This window comes from Candidatus Similichlamydia epinepheli, assembly GCF_003056015.1.
This window is the reverse complement of record NZ_PPEU01000142.1, coordinates 1-1,265: the sequence shown is the minus strand read 5'-3', so window position 1 is coordinate 1,265 and position 1,265 is coordinate 1. Positions and strand designations below refer to the sequence as shown.

The following is a 1,265-nucleotide window of genomic DNA, read 5'->3' as shown; positions in this document are numbered from 1 at the left end:
ATTTGGATGTTCCCTATTGTCTTTGTTGTGTCTTTCCCCAATCCTTTTGGTTGAGTCTGGGCATAGAAGTGAGAAGCTAAAATGAGGCCTTGGGTACCACTGAGCCTACATTCTCAATACTCTATTTTGAGGGCGACTCCTTCTATAATTCAATTAGTTAAGAGAGCCGTTTCTCATGGTCTAGATACAATAGCTCTAACCGATCATGGAAACCTTTGTGGGAGTTTCGACTTCTGTCAACAGTGCCAATTAAATAACATCAAACCGATTATAGGGTTAGATGGCTATCTGGCACCTAAATCGAGATTTGTGAAGAACAAAATTGTAGACGAGCCAAACTCTTATTCTTGTACTCTTTTTGTTTCAAATGAGATTGGATTTCGCAATCTCTCAATTTTAACTTCTTTAAGCCATCTGGAAGGGTTTTATTACGTTCCTAGAATGGATCGAGAAATTCTTGAAAGGCACCATGAAGGGCTAATAGCCATGATTGGAGCTCCAGGGAGCTTGTTGGCTCGTTTGGTACTGGAATCTTCTTGCGATAAACAAGTTGAAGAGTTGGAATGGTGGATTCGTGTTTTTGGATGTGAATCACTGTTCATTCAAATTCAAAATCTCACTATTCAGGATAATAGCGATTCTCAGATTCTTTTTGAAGAAGCTTGGGTGGAAGACTTGTATCAAAAAAAGATGAGTGATCAAGCACGCTTGAATGAGAGACTTGCAGAACTTGCATCTAACTATTCTCTCGATATTGTCGCATCCAACCCTTGTTACTATCTGAATAGAGAAGATTGGAAGGCTCATGCTGTTCTTATGAATATAGGATCAGGCGAACCTATCTTTTTAAATGAAGGAGCACGTAAAAATCCAAAAAGGTTAGTTTTCACGTCAAATGAATACTATTTTAAATCTACTCAAGAAATTTTAGACCTTTTTGTTGATTATCCAGAAGCTGTTTCTAACACTAGAAAGCTGGCAGACAAGTGTAATTATTCGTTTGAATGCAAAAAAAAACATTATCCTGTTTTTTTCCCTCCAGGTCTTGATCATAGTGTAACTGCTAATGAGAGAGAAGAAACATGTAAGAACTACTTGAAAAGCCAAACAAATGAAGCGATTCCAAAACGTTATACAGACAGAGTTCTTGAGAGATTGAGAGAAAAGTTTCCTAATCAAGATCTCGATATGTTGATTCGTTCATCACTAGAATATGAATTGAAGGTTGTCATTTCTAGAGGATTAACAGAGTATTTGCTCATTAG

Annotated in this window: 1 protein-coding gene; it reads left to right on the top strand. The window is 37.2% G+C overall.

The window, feature by feature from the left end; translation table 11 throughout:
* Nucleotides 1–81: 81 nt before the first annotated feature.
* The coding region (locus GCCT14_RS04980) for a PHP domain-containing protein (RefSeq protein ID WP_157952644.1) at nt 82–1,265 on the top strand (1,184 nt) is incomplete at its 3' end.